The organism is Thermoanaerobaculia bacterium (assembly GCA_018057705.1).
Lineage (GTDB): Bacteria > Acidobacteriota > Thermoanaerobaculia > Multivoradales > JAGPDF01 > JAGPDF01.
This window is the reverse complement of record JAGPDF010000059.1, coordinates 1-15,367: the sequence shown is the minus strand read 5'-3', so window position 1 is coordinate 15,367 and position 15,367 is coordinate 1. Positions and strand designations below refer to the sequence as shown.

Annotated in this window: 14 protein-coding genes and 2 tRNA genes; 12 read left to right on the top strand and 4 right to left on the bottom strand. The window is 66.7% G+C overall.

What is annotated here, in order from left to right:
• Positions 1-31 precede the first annotated feature (31 nt).
• Genes KBI44_15840 through KBI44_15825 form a run of 4 tightly spaced genes read right to left on the bottom strand, consistent with a single transcriptional unit; the run spans position 32 to position 3,634 of the window.
• Complete coding sequence (locus KBI44_15840) at positions 32-811, bottom strand: enoyl-CoA hydratase/isomerase family protein (GenBank protein MBP9145950.1); 780 nt, start codon at positions 809-811, stop codon at positions 32-34.
• The gene (locus KBI44_15835; protein MBP9145949.1) at positions 808-1,569 is read right to left on the bottom strand and encodes a type 1 glutamine amidotransferase; all 762 of its coding nucleotides are present in this window, start codon (positions 1,567-1,569) and stop codon (positions 808-810) included. Before KBI44_15835 ends, KBI44_15840 begins: the two co-directional genes overlap by 4 nt.
• A 14-nt stretch (positions 1,570-1,583) precedes the next feature.
• Positions 1,584-2,813, bottom strand: a complete 1,230-nt coding sequence (locus tag KBI44_15830; protein ID MBP9145948.1) for a thiolase family protein — start codon at positions 2,811-2,813, stop codon at positions 1,584-1,586.
• Positions 2,813-3,634, bottom strand: coding sequence for an enoyl-CoA hydratase/isomerase family protein (locus tag KBI44_15825; GenBank protein ID MBP9145947.1), 822 nt, complete (start codon positions 3,632-3,634; stop codon positions 2,813-2,815). Before KBI44_15825 ends, KBI44_15830 begins: the two co-directional genes overlap by 1 nt.
• A 179-nt stretch (positions 3,635-3,813) precedes the next feature.
• On the opposite strand from KBI44_15825, the gene KBI44_15820 reads away from it, so the two are divergent.
• The 12 genes from KBI44_15820 to KBI44_15765 all read left to right on the top strand — a co-directional run.
• On the top strand, positions 3,814-4,656 hold the full coding sequence (locus KBI44_15820) for a hypothetical protein (GenBank protein MBP9145946.1): 843 nt from the start codon (positions 3,814-3,816) through the stop codon (positions 4,654-4,656).
• 17 nt (positions 4,657-4,673) lie between these two features.
• Positions 4,674-4,898, top strand: a complete 225-nt coding sequence (gene thiS / locus KBI44_15815; GenBank protein ID MBP9145945.1) for a sulfur carrier protein ThiS — start codon at positions 4,674-4,676, stop codon at positions 4,896-4,898.
• 115 nt (positions 4,899-5,013) lie between these two features.
• A tRNA-Lys gene (locus KBI44_15810) sits at positions 5,014-5,088 on the top strand.
• Positions 5,089-5,132: 44 nt separating this feature from the next.
• Positions 5,133-5,221 (top strand) — tRNA-Leu (locus KBI44_15805).
• A gap of 30 nt (positions 5,222-5,251) precedes the next feature.
• Positions 5,252-6,649, top strand: a complete 1,398-nt coding sequence (gene tig, locus KBI44_15800; GenBank protein ID MBP9145944.1) for a trigger factor — start codon at positions 5,252-5,254, stop codon at positions 6,647-6,649.
• A 14-nt stretch (positions 6,650-6,663) separates the two neighbouring features.
• Positions 6,664-7,266 carry an ATP-dependent Clp endopeptidase proteolytic subunit ClpP gene (gene clpP, locus KBI44_15795; protein MBP9145943.1) on the top strand — a complete coding sequence of 201 codons (603 nt, stop codon included), beginning with the start codon at positions 6,664-6,666 and terminating at the stop codon, positions 7,264-7,266.
• 254 nt (positions 7,267-7,520) lie between these two features.
• The gene (gene clpX / locus KBI44_15790; protein ID MBP9145942.1) at positions 7,521-8,765 is read left to right on the top strand and encodes an ATP-dependent Clp protease ATP-binding subunit ClpX; all 1,245 of its coding nucleotides are present in this window, start codon (positions 7,521-7,523) and stop codon (positions 8,763-8,765) included.
• A gap of 62 nt (positions 8,766-8,827) precedes the next feature.
• Positions 8,828-11,185 (top strand): endopeptidase La, encoded by a 2,358-nt coding sequence (gene lon / locus KBI44_15785; protein MBP9145941.1) that lies wholly within the window; start codon positions 8,828-8,830, stop codon positions 11,183-11,185.
• A 139-nt stretch (positions 11,186-11,324) separates the two neighbouring features.
• Positions 11,325-12,044: a YihA family ribosome biogenesis GTP-binding protein gene (locus KBI44_15780; protein ID MBP9145940.1), complete on the top strand. Its 720-nt coding sequence runs from the start codon at positions 11,325-11,327 to the stop codon at positions 12,042-12,044.
• On the top strand, positions 12,016-13,359 hold the full coding sequence (gene rho / locus KBI44_15775; protein MBP9145939.1) for a transcription termination factor Rho: 1,344 nt from the start codon (positions 12,016-12,018) through the stop codon (positions 13,357-13,359). The genes KBI44_15780 and rho overlap by 29 nt, the downstream gene beginning before the upstream one ends.
• Positions 13,360-13,446: 87 nt before the next feature.
• Positions 13,447-14,262: a menaquinone biosynthesis protein gene (locus KBI44_15770; protein MBP9145938.1), complete on the top strand. Its 816-nt coding sequence runs from the start codon at positions 13,447-13,449 to the stop codon at positions 14,260-14,262.
• 54 nt (positions 14,263-14,316) lie between these two features.
• Positions 14,317-15,367: VWA domain-containing protein (locus KBI44_15765; GenBank protein MBP9145937.1), on the top strand; the 1,051-nt coding region annotated here is incomplete at its 3' end.

The window sequence follows — 15,367 nt, the reverse complement described above, 5'->3', positions numbered from 1 at the left end:
GGGCCTGCCGCTGCTGCCGCACGGCGTCGGTTCATCGGTGCTTCCAGACCGGCGGGCGCTTCTCGACGAAGGCCTGAAGCCCCTCCGCCATGTCGGCCGTTCCGGTGAGCTCGCGCAGGTAGATCCTCTCGGCCTCGGCGAGTGCCGGCGCATAGGCGCGATTCTCGCCTGCGCGAACGGCGCGTTTCGTGAGGCGCGTGACCGCCGCGCTCTGACGTTGGATCGCGGCCGAGAGCTCCCTGGCGCGGGCCTCGAGCGCCTCTCGGTCGGCGAACCGCTCGTGCACGAAACCGAGGCGTTCGGCCTCGGCGCATTCGAGAGTGCGGCCGGTGAGCAGCAGCTCGAGCGTCCGGCCGCTGCCGATGCGCTGCGGATAGAGCGCCGCCGCGACGGGCGGATAGCAGCCGAGAGCGATCTCGGGTTGGCCGAAGCGGCTGCGCTCGGTGGCGAGGACGAGGTCGCAGGCGAGAGCGAGCTCCATTCCACCGCCGAGGCAGTGACCGTCGACCAACGCGACGGTGAAGGCCTCGAGGTCGCGCAGCTTGCCGATCGCGCCGTGGAACGAGAGCAGCATGCGGTCGATCTTGTCCGGAGTGTGGTCCTGGACGGAGACGCCGGCCGAGAAGGCCCTCTCCCCGGCGCCGCGGACGAACAGCACCTGCAGCTCGCGGTCGGTGGCGAGCTCGACGATCAGGTCGTCCAGCGCCGCGAGCAGATCGAGGTCGAGGATGTTGAGCGGTGGACGGCCGAACGTGAGCGTCGCCGCCCGTTCCTGCAGCGTGATGACGAGCGGGTTCGACGGCAGGTTCATCGCACGGCTCCTTCGGCGATCTGCGTTGAACGGTGAAGCGCGAACTCCCCGGCTGCGGTCAAGAAGTCCTCGAACAGCGCGCGATGGAAAGGATGGTCGACGAGGTTCTCGGGGTGCCATTGGACCGATGTGATCCACCAGCCGGGCTCGCCGGCGACGGTCGCCTCGATCGTGCCGTCGAGCGCCTGCGCGACGGTGACGAGGCCCTTCCCGGGCACCTTCACCGCCTGGTGATGGCGGCTGTTGACGGCAGGGTGCCCGAACTTCCCCGTGCGGGCGGCGAGTGGATGATCGATCCCGGTGGCGACGATGTCGTGCGCCAGGTGGTCGAGAGCGAAGCCGCGATCGATGAAGTTGTCGTGGCCGCTGCGTCCGGTCTGGAGCTCGATGTCCTGGTAGAGCGAACCGCCGAGAAAGACGTTGACCATCTGATGGCCGCGGCAGATCCCGAAAACAGGCGTCCGGTGGGCTCGCGCCTCGCACAGGAGGTCCCATTCCAGCTGATCGCGATCCGGCGCCGGCCGGTCGAGGTTCGCGTCCCGGCGGCGGGCCTCGCCGTAGAGGCAGGGCTGGAGATCGGCGCCGCCGGTGAGTAGCAGCCCGTCGGCGCGCGCCAGGAGCTCGTGGAGGTCGACTGTAGCGGTGCGCCGCGGGGTGGCGCGGAAGATGTCCGACTCCGCGACGCCGACCGCCGCCAGGGCTTCGAGGTACGGCGCGACCTTGTCTTCCTTGATGTAGGCGACGACGATGTTGGGCACGCCGGGCTCCGGCTTCAGGAGAGATTGCGTTCGACGAGGATCGCGATGCCCATGCCGCCGGAGATGCAGAGCGTCGCAATTCCGAGGCGCTGGCCGCGTTCCGCCATGCCGGCGAGCAGGGTCACGAGGATGCGGGCTCCGGTGGCGCCGATCGGGTGCCCCAGCGCGATGGCACCGCCGTCGGCGTTGACTTTCGCCGGGTCGAAGGGCAGCTGGGCGAGGCAGGCGACCGCCTGCGACGCGAACGCCTCGTTGAGCTCGACGGCTTCGATGTCGGCATAGCCGAGGCCGTTGCGCTGGAGGAGATTGCGCGTCGCCGGTACCGGCCCGATGCCCATGATCCGGGGAGCAACGCCGACCACTTCCCAGTCGAGTAGGTAGCCCGCCGGGGTGAGCCCGTGGCGTTGGGTTGCCGCCTCGCTGGCCACGAGCAGGGCGGCGGCGCCGTCGGTTATGCCCGAAGCGTTGGCCGCGGTCACCGTTCCACCCTTGCGGAAGACCGCTGGCATCTTCGCCAGCGATTCCAGAGTGACGCCGTCGCGCGGGTGCTCGTCGGCAGCGATGACGGTCTCGCCCTTGCGTCCCGGAATGCGGATCGGCTCGATCTCGGCGACGAATCGTCCGCGCCCGCGGGCGGCTTCGCAGCGCCTCTGGGTCTCGACCGCGTAGAGGTCCGCGGCCTCGCGCGTCACGCCGGCCTCGACGGCCAGCTCTTCGGCGGTCTCGCCCATGACGAGGCCGGAGAGCGGATCGTTGAATCCGTCCTTGTACATGCCGTCGACGATCTCGTCGCTGCCGAGCCGATATCCCCAGCGTGCCCGGGGGAGCAGATAGGGCGTGTTCGACATGCTCTCGGTGCCACCCGCGAGAATGACTTCCGCCTCGCCGAGGAGGATCGTGCGGGCAGCGGAGATCACCGACTGGAGCCCTGAGCCGCAGGCCTGGTTGATCGTGAATGCCGGACGCTCGTCCGGGATCCCGGCTCGGAAGGCGATCTGCCGGGCGCTGTTCGGTCCGCCGTTGGCCTGGCGGCCGTGCCCGAAGATCGTCTGGTCGACGACCCCCGACGCGTCTCCGGCGATCCCCGCACGACGCAGGCAGGCCTCGGCGGCGTGCGTGCCGAGGTCGGCAGCGGAAAGTCCGGCGAGGCAACCGCCGAACTTCCCGATGGGAGTCCGCACCGGAGCGACCAGCGCCAGCCGCTGCGTCGCCCGGCGCGGCCCCCTCGCGAGCCCGTGCTCCATCACTTGGCGGTGAATTGCGGCGTGCGCTTCTCGACGTAGGCGGCGAGCCCTTCCTTGGCATCGTCACTCTGGAAGAGCTGCTGCTGCAACTCGCGCTCGAGGGTCATCGCAGATTCGAACGGAATCTCGGCACCCGACTGCACGGCGCGCTTGATGCGACCGACCGCCTTGGCCGCCTTGTTCGGCGGGCAGAACTGCTTCGCATACTCGTGCACCTGGCCCATGAAGTCGTCGCCCTCGAGGATCGAGTCGACGATGCCGTAGCCCAGGGCGTCCTCGAAGGAGAACAGGCGTCCGGTCACCATGAGCTCGATCGCCCTGCTCTTGCCGACGATGCGCACCAGGCGCTGGGTGCCACCGGTGCCGGGCAGGACGCCGAGCGTGACCTCGGGCAGGCCGACCTTGCCGCCGCCCTTCCTGGCGATCCGCAGGTCCGCCGCCATGGCGATCTCGAGGCCGCCGCCGACCGTGTTGCCGTTGAGGGCCGCGATCACCAGCTTCGGCGTCTGCTCGAGGCGCGACAGGGTCTCGTTGGCGTGCAGGCAGAAGAAGTACTTGAAGTACGGGTCGGACGCCTTGAGCATGTTGATGTTGGCGCCGGCGCAGAACATCTTCTCGCCCGCACCCGTGAGCACGATCACGTGCACATCCTTGTCGAAGCGCGCCTTGAGGATGCCCTCGTCGAGGGCGCGCATCATCTCGTGGGTATAGGTGTTGGCCGGCGGATCGTCGAGCTTGAGGTAGGCCACGCCGTCGCGGACGTCGTAGTGCACCAGCGTGCGGGTGGCGTTGGCATCGGGCGAAGCGGCGTTCTGCGTCATTCCGGGTCTCCTGGGGGGTGCGGGAGTGAGTGGCTGAGGGCTTGTTTCGGCCGAGCATTCGCCGGCCGCGGTAGAGTTGCTCGGGGGCGATTCTCGCACGGGCCCGGGGGAGCGTCCACCGTCGCCTTGACCGCGAGGGAAGGCCTTCCTACAATGCCGCGAGCGGCCGCAGTCCAACCATGATCACCGGATACAACACTGACGTTCGTCACGTAGAGACGGTGGTCCATGTCCAGACCGAGGACAAGGGACGCGGGAATCCGTTCATCGAGAGTGTCATTTACGTCGCCGGACGGGTCGTCGCGACCAAGCGCTCGAGCTACGCGCAGCTGCTCGAAGGGGGCAAGGGCGATCCCGAGATCGCTGCCCTGATGGATCATCAACACCGCACGATCGTGGCTGCGATCCGGGCGGGCCGCTTCGACAGCAAGCTCCAGGGTCTCAAGGGTCGGGCCGCCGCGCCGGCCACCGCAGGCGCCACTTCGGAACAGGAGTCTCCCGAGCGGCACGCTCAAACGCTCATGCAAACCGGTGCGGTCCCGGTCGAAGCGCTCGAGGGTTCGATGGCGTCTGCTCCGGACGATTTTCAGCCGCTCGCCGGGCTGCCGCCGCTGGCGGAGCTGCCGGAGGTCCCCGAGCTCGCGGAGATGCCGGATTTCGACGAGGCCGACGAAGGCCCGACCCTCGATCAGGTCATCCTGGACTACCTCTCGACCGAGGCTGAGCACGAACAGCTCGTGCTTGCCCTGGACGGCCAGGAGGAGATCCAGCCCGGGAAGATCAACAACCTGACGCTCCGCGCCTATTCGTCGAAGAGCGGTCTGCCCCTCGCCGGAGTTCAGATCTCGGTCAAGATGCTCTCGACGGTGGCCGACCCGCGCACCCTGCTGATCGGCGAGACCGACGATGTCGGCGCGGTCGAAATGCGTCTCGATGTGCCCGCCTTCGCTCGCGGCTCGGCCGCTCTGATCATCTCCGGCTCTTCGGATCTTGGTCGCGCCGAGATCAAGCAGCTTCTTTGAGCGAACCGAAAGGACCCATGACCGCATCGCCCTCCGCCCAGCGCGAGATCCGCCTGAACGGAGCCACGCACCCGATTCCCGCCGCGATGACGCTGCGCGAGCTCGTGCTCTCGATCGGCTGTGATCCGCAGGCGGTCGCTGTCGAGGTCAACGGCGAAATCGTGCGCCGTTCGCGCCTCGCCGGCACCCAGGTCGTCGCCGGCGATACCGTCGAGATCGTCCGTTTCGTCCAGGGCGGCTAGCGAGAGCTCCGTTTTCGGCCCCCACCGCCGGTGATCGCCGCGGGAGCCGCGGGGGACGCAGAATGAAGGGGCTTGCCAGCCGAGCGCTTCGTCCGCTATATTTTTGGTTCAAGAGGGGCCGCTAGCTCAATGGTAGAGCAGCAGACTCTTAATCTGCGGGTTGTAGGTTCAAGTCCTACGCGGCTCACCATCGCCCACTCCTCTCGCTTCCTCCCGTGCCCGGATCCCACTCTCGCGAAAGTGGCGGAACTGGTATACGCGCTAGACTTAGGATCTAGTCCCGAGCGATCGGGTTGGGGGTTCGAGTCCCCCCTTTCGCACCATTTCACCAGCCCCAAGGACAGAGATCGCCGATGAGCGTCGTGCTGAATGTGGAAGAGATCGGCCCGTGCCGTAAAGAGTTGAAGATCGAGATTCCCGCGCCGGCCGTCGATGCGGAGACCGCCCGCGTTCTGGGCGAGTTCGGCCGCAAGGCGAGCCTGCCGGGCTTTCGCAAGGGCAAGGTCCCGCAAAGCCTCGTGCAGCGCCACTTCGGCGACGACATCCGGCGCGAGGTGGTGGAGCGGCTGGTGCCGCGCTATTTCCGCCAGGCGGTGGCCGAGAAGGGGATCGATCCCCTGCTCGCACCCGAGGTCGAGATGGCGCCGGTCCAGGCCGGCACCGGCATGACCTTTCTCGCCCGCGTCGAAGTGCGGCCCGAGATCGAGCTCCGGAACTATAAAGACTTCAGCCTGCCCGATCCGCCGGTCGAAGCGACCGCCGACGAAGTGAAGACCGCGATCGCCGACCTGCGCCTGCGCCACGCCGAGTGGAAGAGTGCGGCGCGACCCGCCGCGACCGGCGACCGCGCCAAGATCGAGCTCAAGCCGTTGATCGACCCGGTGGCGGCCGCGGACGAAAGCGCCGGCGAGGTCGTCGTCGAAGCCCAGACGGTCGACATCGAGGTCGGATCGCAGCAGATCTGGGAGGAGATCTCTCTGGCCGTCGCGGGATTGAGCGTCGGACAGGGTTCTCGATTCAGCCGCAAGGAGCCCCGCGCACCCCGCGAGGAGCGCGAAGAGGGGGATCTGCGCCCGGACGCGCCGGCCGAACCGCTCGCCGAGCGGACCTTCGAAGTCCGTCTGGTCGAGCTCACCGAGCCCATCCTGCCGGCGCTCGACGACACCTTTGCCGCCCATCTGGGTAAGTTTGCGACGGTCGCCGAGCTCGAAGCCGACATCGCGCGGCGGATCAGCCACGCCAAGCGTGACGATGCCATGCGTCAGCGCGAGACCAAGATGCTCGATCAGTTGACCGAACGCCACCCGATTCCTCTCCCCGAAGGCGTCGTGCATCGGGAAGTGGACGAACTGCTGCGCGACTACGCCGAGAATCTGGCGCGCCGGGGCATCGACCTCGAGGGTGCCGGGCTCGATTGGCAGCGCCTCGGCGAGCAGGCGAAGCCCCAGGCCGAGCGTCGCGTGAAGGCGCGCCTGCTGCTCGACGCGATCTCGGACCAGGAGAAGATCGAGGTCGGCGAAGAGGAGTTCGAGCAGGCCCTCGCGTTGCTCGCGCGCGCCCAGGGGATTCCGACCCCGGCGCTGCGTCAGCGGCTGGACGAGGCCGGTCAGCTCGCCGGGCTGCGCGCGCAGATGCGCCGCGAGAAGACCGTCCGCCGGCTGCTCGGGGAGACCGGTCCGGCGCCCGCTCCCCACGACCACGATCACGACCACGACCACGACCACGACGACTCGCACGACCACAAGAGCTAGGGAGAGACTCGAACATGCTGATTCCGATGGTGGTCGAGCAGACCAATCGTGGCGAGCGCGCCTACGACATCTATTCCCGGCTGCTGAAGGACAACATCATCTTCCTCGGCCGGCCGATCGACGACGAGGTCGCGAGCCTGGTGATCGCGCAGATGCTCTTTCTCGAAGCCGAGAATCCGGAGCGCGACATCCACATCTACATCAACTCGCCCGGCGGATCGGTGACGGCCGGGCTCGCGGTTTACGACACCATGCAGTACATCAAGCCGGACGTCGCGACCTTCTGCATCGGGCAGGCGGCCTCGATGGCTGCGGTGCTGCTCGCGGCCGGCAAGGCCGGGAAGCGCACCGTACTTCCCAACAGCCGGGTGCTCATCCACCAGCCCTGGACGCAGGGGATGCAGGGCCAGGCGACCGACATCGAGATCCACGCCCGCGAGCTGCTCAAACTGCGCGACAAGATCGACGAGATCCTGGCCTTCCATACCGGCAAGACCAAGGAGACGATCCACGGCGACACCGACCGCGACAAGATCCTCGGTGCGGAAGAGGCCGTCGCCTACGGCCTCGTCGACCAGATCATGCAGCGCCGCAAACCGACCGCCGTCCCCGGCTGAACCCTCGTCCGGAGAGCTGGCTCGCGTGCGCCACCTTCCGCGATCACCGCAGTCAAAGTGGTTGCTTCGGACGCCCGGGCCCGGACGGCGGGCTCGCCCGGCCCGGCTCGGCGCCTCTGGTATGATTTTCCGGAGATTTCCAGGATCGAAACCGGTCTGATCCGGACTGCGGAATAGCGGCGTAGATCAGTTGGTTGTAGCGGTCGGGATCGCCAGCCAACGGCTGGCCGGCGACTCGCGATTTCGGAGGAGAGATGCCCAAGAAAGAATCCGGCGACGACGCCCTCAGGTGTTCGTTCTGCAACAAGAGCCAGCGCGAGGTCAAGAAGCTGATCGCCGGTCCGACGGTCTTCATCTGCGACGAGTGCGTCGACATCTGTCTCGACATCATCGCGGAGGACCGTCTCCTCGAGCAGCAGCAGGAGACCAAGCTCCCGAAGCCGCACGAGATCAAGGCGCTGCTGGATGAGTACGTCATCGGCCAGGACCTCGCCAAGAAGAAGCTCGCGGTGGCGGTCTACAACCACTACCGGCGCATCGAGTTCTCCGAGAAGGGTCCGCGGACCGGCGACGTCGAGCTCCAGAAGTCGAACATCCTCCTGATCGGACCGACCGGCACCGGCAAGACCCTGCTCGCGCAGACCCTGGCGCGCCTGCTGTCCGTCCCCTTCACGATCGCCGACGCCACGACGCTGACCGAAGCGGGCTACGTCGGAGAGGACGTCGAGAACATCATCCTCAAGCTCTACCAGGCCTCGGGAAACGACAAGGAGAAGACCCAGCGCGGCATCGTCTACATCGACGAGGTCGACAAGATCGCGCGCAAGGGCGAGAACCCGTCGATCACCCGCGACGTTTCGGGAGAAGGGGTGCAGCAGGCGCTGCTCAAGATCCTCGAGGGGACGATCTGCAACGTGCCGCCGCAGGGCGGCCGCAAGCATCCGCATCAGGAGTTCCTGCAGATCGACACGACCAACATTCTGTTCATCTGCGGCGGCGCGTTCGTCGGCCTCGAGGAGCACATCGAGAAGCGGCTGAACCAGAAGACCATGGGCTTCGGCGCCGACATCAAGTCGAAGAAGGAGCAGTCGAAGCAGAACCCGCTCGAGAAGGCGTTGCCCGAAGACATCATCAAGTTCGGCATGATCCCCGAGTTCGTCGGCCGGCTCGCGGTGATGGCCTCGCTCGAGCAGCTCGACGAGGAGTCGCTGGTGCGGATCCTCAAGGAGCCCAAGAACAGCCTGGTGCGCCAGTACCAGACCATGTTCGAGTTCGAGGACGTCGAGCTGCGCTTCTCGGACGAGGCGCTGCGGGCGGTGGCCAAGGAGGCGCTCAAGCGCAACGTCGGCGCCCGCGGCCTGCGGATCATCCTCGAGGAGCTCATGCTCGACCTCATGTACACGATCCCCTCGCAGCGGGAGATCCAGGAGTGCGTCATCACCGAGGACACCGTGGTGCGGCGCTCGCAACCGGTGACCACGTTGCGGAAGGCCGGGTGAGCGTGCCCAAGAGCTTCGTCGAGACCCACAGGGAGTCTCTTCCCGTCGTTCCGCTGCGGGACATGGTCGTCTTCCCGCACATGATGGCGCCGTTCATCGTCGGCCGGGAGAGTTCGGTGCGGGCGCTGGAGATCGCGCTCGGCACGCCCGAGAAGCGGATCTTCCTCGTCGCGCAGCGCGACCCGAAGGTCGACGAACCGATGCGCGAGGATCTCTACGACTTCGGCGTCGTGGCGCGGGTGGTCCAGAATCTGAAGCTCCCGAACGGCAACATCAAGGTCATGGTCGAGGGCGTGAAGCGCGGCAAGCTCATGGACTTCGAGGAGCGCGAAGGAACGCTCTGGAGCCACCTCGAGACCTACGAGATCCAGTACCCGATGTCGGAGAAGCTGCAGCTCTTCGTCAACAAGGTTCTCGGCGCGTTCGAGCAGTACGCCAAGCTCTCGCAGCATCTCGCCTTCGAAGGACTCCTGCCGACCTTGAAGCTCGACGAGCCCGACCGGCTGACCGACACGCTCGCCTCGCACCTCTCGGTGCCGACCGCCGAGAAGCAGGCCATGCTGGAGCTGCTCTCGCCCTACGAGCGGCTACAGCGCCTGTTGGATCTTCTCGATGTCGAGATGGAGAAGATGAACCTCGACCGGCGGATCAACGTCCAGGTCAAGAAGCAGATGGAGAAGGCCCAGAAGGAGTACTACCTCAACGAGAAGATCAAGGCGATTCATCAGGAGCTCGGCAAGAAGGACGACAGGAGCGACGAGATCGCCGAGCTCAAGGCCAAGATCGAGAAGGCGGGCCTGCCCAAGGCGGTCGCCGAAAAGGCCGAGCAGGAGCTGAAGCGCCTGGAGTCGATGCCGCCGGTGTCCGCCGAGGCGACGGTGTCCCGCAACTACATCGACTGGATCGCCTCCGTGCCGTGGAAGAAGTCGAGCCGGGAGCTCAAGGACCTGAAGAAGGCCGAGGAGATCCTCAACGCCGAGCACTACGGGCTGCAGAAGGTCAAGGAGCGCATCCTCGAGTTCCTGGCCGTACGCCAGCTGACCACGGAGACGCCGGCCTCGATCCTGTGCTTCGTCGGACCTCCGGGAGTCGGCAAGTCGTCGCTCGCGAGCTCGATCGCCCGCGCCGTCGGAAGGAAGTTCGTCCGGCTCTCGCTGGGCGGCGTGCGCGACGAGGCGGAGATCCGCGGCCACCGCCGCACCTACATCGGCGCTTTCCCCGGACAGATCATCCAGATGATGAAGAAGGCCGGCACGGTCAATCCGGTCTTCCTGCTCGACGAAGTGGACAAGATGTCGATGGACTTCCGCGGTGACCCGTCGGCGGCGCTGCTCGAGGTGCTCGACCCGGCCCAGAACCATGCTTTCGTCGACCACTTCCTGGATGTCGAGTACGACCTCTCGAAAGTGATGTTCATCGCCACGGCGAACGTGCTGCACCCGATCCCCGCGCCGCTTCGCGACCGGATGGAGGTCATCAACCTCTCCGGCTACACGCTGAACGAGAAGAAGGCGATCGCCACCCAGTTCCTGGTGCCGAAGCAGCTCAAGGCGAACGGGCTCGAGGCGGCGCACGTCGCCTTCGAGGACGAGGCGCTGCGCCAGCTCATCGAAGGCTTCACCCGCGAAGCCGGAGTGCGCAACCTCGACCGCGAGATCGCTTCGGTCTGCCGGAAGCTGGCGCGGAACGTGGTGGCCGAAGGCAAGCGCGCCGAGGTGCTGGTGAGCCCCGAGCGCATCACCGCTCTCCTGGGCAAGCCGCGTTACCGTCCCTGGAAGCGCGAGGAGAAGCCCGAGATCGGCGTCACGACGGGACTCGCCTGGACGGAGTTCGGCGGCGAAATCCTGGAGACCGAAGTCGGTCTGATGAAGGGCAAGGGCAAGCTCATACTCACCGGCAAGCTGGGCGAGGTGATGCAGGAGTCGGCGCGTGCCGCGGTCTCCTACCTGCGTAGCCGGGCAGATATCTTCGGCATCGACCCGGATTTCAGCGAGAAGTTCGACGTTCACATCCATGTGCCGGAGGGTGCGATTCCAAAGGACGGGCCGTCCGCCGGCATCACCATGGCGACGGCGCTGATCTCGGCGCTCACCAAGCTTCCGGTGCGCCGCGACATCGCGATGACCGGCGAGATCACCCTGCGGGGGAAGGTCTTGGCCGTAGGCGGGATCAAGGACAAAGCGCTCGCCGCCTACCGTGCGGGGATCACCGAGCTCATTCTGCCGCACGACAACGAGAAGGATCTCGAAGACATTCCGGGCGAGGTCCGGGACGTCCTCCAGGTGCACCTGGTGGAGTGGATGGACGAGGTGCTCCCGATCGCCCTTTTGGGCGAGCTTGCATGGCAGCCCCGAAATGAGGGAGAATTCCCGGGACGGCCGACCGAGCCCTCTCTGGGTTCCGGATCCTTGGCTCACTAGACCCTCTCGCCGAATCCGCTTCAAGCTCTGCTTTCTCTGACGGATCTTTTCAATCTGTTGGGTCGGAAGTTCCCGATACCGGCGCCCGAGTGGGTTCGAGGGCCCGAGGCTCTCTGCCGTATCCGCCCCGGTCCCGAGGATGCCGAGCTCGAAGAGCGACCTGGCGGCGGTCCGAAGTGGCTGCGAAAATTCCCGATGTGCTCCGGAGTCCGCACTGAAGATCGAAAAGTCGGAGTTCATCAAGTCGGCGGCGGGTAGTGAGAGTTTCATGTTCGACGAGTTGCCGGAGATCGCCTTCGCCGGGCGCTCGAATGTCGGCAAGTCGAGCCTGCTGAACAGGCTCCTGGGCCGGAAGTTGGCGCGCACGAGCTCCACTCCCGGCCGGACCCAGCTGGTCAACTACTTCCGGGTCAACGGCTCGTTCTACTTCGTCGATCTCCCGGGCTTCGGCTACGCGAAGGCCTCCAAGGAGGCCAGGAGCCTGTGGGCCGAGATCATCAACGACTACCTGCGGACCCCTCATCCGCAGCGCATCGTGGTTCACCTGGTGGACGCGAGAGTCGGCGCGACGGCCCTCGACGAGCAGGCTGGAGAGTACTTTGCAGGGTTGGGATTGAGAGCGTTGGCCGTCGCCACCAAGGTCGACGACGTGAAACGAGGAGAGCGCGCCCGGCGTATGAAACAGATCGCCGACGCGCTGCAGATCGGAGAACCGACGGCGATCCTGGCCGTCTCCGCCCAAACAGGGGAGGGTGTCCGTGAACTCTGGAAATCCATCGCAGAATTTCTCGCGGAGCAAACCGCGCCGCAGCAGAAGAGGAAGAAAGAACATGCCGAAGGCCCCCACGGAACCCCTTGAACTGCCTCTCGACGTAGGGTCGGAACCCGTGCCGACCGGCAACGGCACGAACGGCAACGGCAAGCAGATGCTCGACATCCGCGCTCTCAAGGAGATGTCGATCGCCGAGCTCACCACCGCGGCCAAGGACCTCGGGGTCGAAGGCGCGGCGGGCCTGCGCAAGCAGGAGCTCATCTTCAAGATCCTCGAGGCGCAGACCAAGTCCTCCGGACTGATCTTCGCCGAGGGCGTTCTCGAGTGCCTGCCGGACGGCTTCGGCTTCCTGCGCGCCCCTGAATACAACTACCTCCCGGGCCCGGACGACATCTACGTCTCGCCTTCGCAGATCCGGCGTTTCGACCTGCGGACCGGCGACACGGTCTCCGGCCAGGTCCGCCAGCCGAAGGACGGCGAGCGCTACTTCGCCCTGATCAAGGTCGAAGCGGTCAACTTCGAGCACCCGGAAGTCGCGCGCAACAAGATCTTCTTCGACAACCTGACGCCGCTCTACCCGATGGAGCGTCTGAAGCTCGAGGTCCCCGGCGACATGTCGTCGCGCGTCATGGATCTCGTGACGCCGATGGGCAAAGGCCAGCGCGCGCTCATCGTCGCCCCGCCGCGCACCGGCAAGACGATGCTGCTGCAGTCGATCGCGCATTCGATCGCCAAGAACCACCCGGAAGTCGCGCTGATCGTGCTGCTCATCGACGAGCGCCCGGAAGAGGTCACCGACATGCAGCGCTCGGTGCAGGGCGAGGTCATCTCCTCGACCTTCGACGAGCCGGCCACCCGCCACGTGCAGGTCGCCGAGATGGTGATCGAGAAGGCGAAGCGCCTGGTGGAGCACAAGAAGGACGTCGTCATCCTGCTCGACTCGATCACCCGTCTGGCGCGCGCCTACAACACGGTGCAGCCGCCGTCGGGCAAGGTCCTCTCCGGCGGAATCGACGCCAACGCCCTGCATCGTCCGAAGCGCTTCTTCGGCGCGGCGCGGAACATCGAAGAGGGCGGATCGCTCACCATCATCGCGACCGCGCTCGTCGACACCGGCAGCCGCATGGACGACGTGATCTTCGAGGAGTTCAAGGGTACCGGCAACTGCGAGATCCATCTCGATCGCAAGCTCGTCGACAAGCGGACCTTTCCGGCGCTCGACATCAACAAGTCGGGTACCCGCAAGGAGGAGCTCCTGATGCCTGAGGACGAGCTGCGCCGTGTCTGGGTGCTGCGCAAGGTGCTGAACCCGCTGTCGGTCGTCGAGTCGATGGAGCTGCTGCTCGACAAGCTCTCGAAGGCGAAGACGAACCTCGACTTCCTGAACGCGATGTCGAAGTAGCGTTATGCGACCGCTCGCGGTCGCATAACGCGTGCTCGTTCGAGCGACCTCTTTCGATGTCGCTCGACTCGCACCCTCCGGGCAGAGATGACTCAGATCCGCGTCGGAATCGTCAACTACATCAACAGCCGCCCTTTGTCCCGCGGACTCCTTCGCGGCCGGCAAGAGGGCGGTTTCGTCTGTGAGAGTCTGCCGCCGGCGGTGATCGCCGATCGGCTCGCCGCGGGCACCCTCGATGTCGGCCTGATGCCGTCGATCGAGCTGGCACGTATCCCCGGCCTGACGGTGCTGCCCGGCCTCGCGATCGCCGCGACGCACGAGGTACGGAGCGTCCTCCTGGTCTCGAAGGTCCCGGTCGGCGAGATCGCCTCGGTGGCGCTCGACGAGAACAGCCGCACCTCGGCCGCCCTCCTGCGCATGATCCTCGAGGACCGCTACGGGCTCACCCCCGTCTTCCGTCCTGCTCAGGCCGATATCGAAGCGATGCTCGCCACGGCCGACGCCGCCCTGATCATCGGCGACCCGGCGCTCACCGTGCAGCGCGAGACGTACGTCGTCCTCGACCTCGCCGGCGAATGGCTGGAGATGACCGGCCTGCCGTTCGTCTTCGCCGTCTGGGCCGTGCGCGAAGAAGTGGCCACTGCCGATCTGGTCGGCCCCTTCACCGCGAGCCTCGAGACCGGCCTCGCCGAGCTCGACGCCATCGTGACCGAGACCGCCGCCGAAACCGGCCTCGCCCCGGCGGTCCTCCGCGACTACTTCACCCGAAACCTGCGCTACCGCATGGGCCCCGCCGAACAGGCCGGCCTAGCCGAGTTCCTTCGCCGCGCCGAAGCCCACGGCCTCACCACCAATCCCTCGACGCTGCGCTTCGCACTGGCCGCCTCCAGGTCTCCCCGGTAGAGCGGGCTCCCGCCTCCGCGGGCACTGGTTCGGTTTTTGCAGGACTTTTCGAGTATGAGCCCATCCCTCGGCGGGCAGTGGCAGCTCCTGGTCCTTCTTCTTGCCTCTGCGTTGGCGTCGCCCTTGGTTGCGCAGCCAGCAGGGCAGGGGGGCGGCCAGGCTCCCCAGGAGCCGGAGGTATTCGGCGAGATCATCGACATTCGCACCGGGTTCGTGCGGGTGACGCTGCCGGCTGGGGCGGCGCCGCCGCGGGCCGAGGAGATCGAGGTGTTGTGGAGGAAGAAGCCGCAGCGCGTGGTGCGCGTCGTCGGCGGCGCCGACGATCCGCTCGAGCTCGGCATCGCGGTGGACCGCTCCGCCAGCATGCACGCCGCCTTCGAGCCGATGCGCGCCGCGGCCTTGAAGCTCGTCAATGAGGCGGTCTCGGACGAGGACCGGCTGTTCGCGGTCGGCTTCTCCAACGAGACGCGGCTGCTCGCGGAGGGCCGCGGCGAGGCGGCGCGCGTCATCGCCGCGCTGCCCACGAGCCCCGAGCTCGGGGATCGCCCGACCGCGCTCTTTGCCGCCCTGACCCGCACCCTGCAGTTGTTCGAGAACGCCGACGCCCGCGCCGCGCTCATCGTCGTCTCGGACGGCTGCGATACGGCGGGCGACCTCGCGAGCGCGAGCGCCGTCGGGCGCCGGGCGAGCGATCTGGCGATCCCGGTCTTTCTCCTGATGCCCGACCGCAACATCTGTCAGAACACCCTCTGCCAGCAGGACGCCGCAGGGAAGTGGGAGTGCAAGCCCGAAGCCTCGCCCAGCATCCTGCACGGCGACGCCCCCGACATGTTCAACCCGGCCAATCGTCAGACGGCAATGGCCCAGAGCAGCCTGGCCGGGGGGGCCACCGAGGAGCGCGACCGCTTCACCGGCCTCATCTCCGCCAACGGCGGCGGCGATTTCGTGGTCAACGACCCCGAGGACTGGGAGAAGGCGATGAAGAAGATCTCCGACCGGCTGGGGCGTCAGTGGACGGTGGTCTTCGAACCGTCCTCGAACGAGGTCACGAGCGAGGAGATCAAGGTCTACTCGAACGCCGGCGGCCGCCGCCGCCGGCTGGAGT